The organism is Bowmanella yangjiangensis, from assembly GCF_017255015.1.
In the GTDB taxonomy this organism is placed as follows: Bacteria; Pseudomonadota; Gammaproteobacteria; order Enterobacterales; family Alteromonadaceae; genus Bowmanella; species Bowmanella yangjiangensis.
This window is the reverse complement of sequence record NZ_JAFKCS010000721.1, coordinates 1-370: the sequence shown is the minus strand read 5'-3', so window position 1 is coordinate 370 and position 370 is coordinate 1. Positions and strand designations below refer to the sequence as shown.

Here is a 370-nt window from a genome sequence, read left to right as displayed (position 1 = left end):
CCCGAGCAGCACTGCGTCGACGTCGGCTTCGAGCTGGTCATGCGCGACAGCGCCTGACGCGGTTACTGGCCCTTGTTCGCGGCGGCCAGTTGTTCAGCTGCTTCCAGGCGCAGGCGCTCACGTTCGTCGAAGCGTTCCGTTGCCAGCGCGTCGATGGCGGCGCGCTTGTCAGCGCTGCTGAGCCCCGGGTTGGCTTCGATCTGCGTCTTGGCGGCAAGATAGGCCTCCAGGCGCCGTTGCCAGTTCTGTCTCTGACCGTCCAGCGTCTCCAGGCGGGCAGTGGCCTCGGCACCGACCAGTTGTTGGCGCATCTGGCGAATCTGCGCCGAGCTGGCGCCCTGCGCCTGCAGGCGCGCGGTGTTCTGGCGCA

Annotated in this window: 1 protein-coding gene; it reads right to left on the bottom strand. The window is 68.1% G+C overall.

The features are described from left to right. Positions 1-62: 62 nt before the first annotated feature. Positions 63-370 (bottom strand): lipase secretion chaperone (locus J0A65_RS26410; RefSeq protein WP_206597148.1); only part of this gene is annotated, 308 nt, incomplete at its 5' end.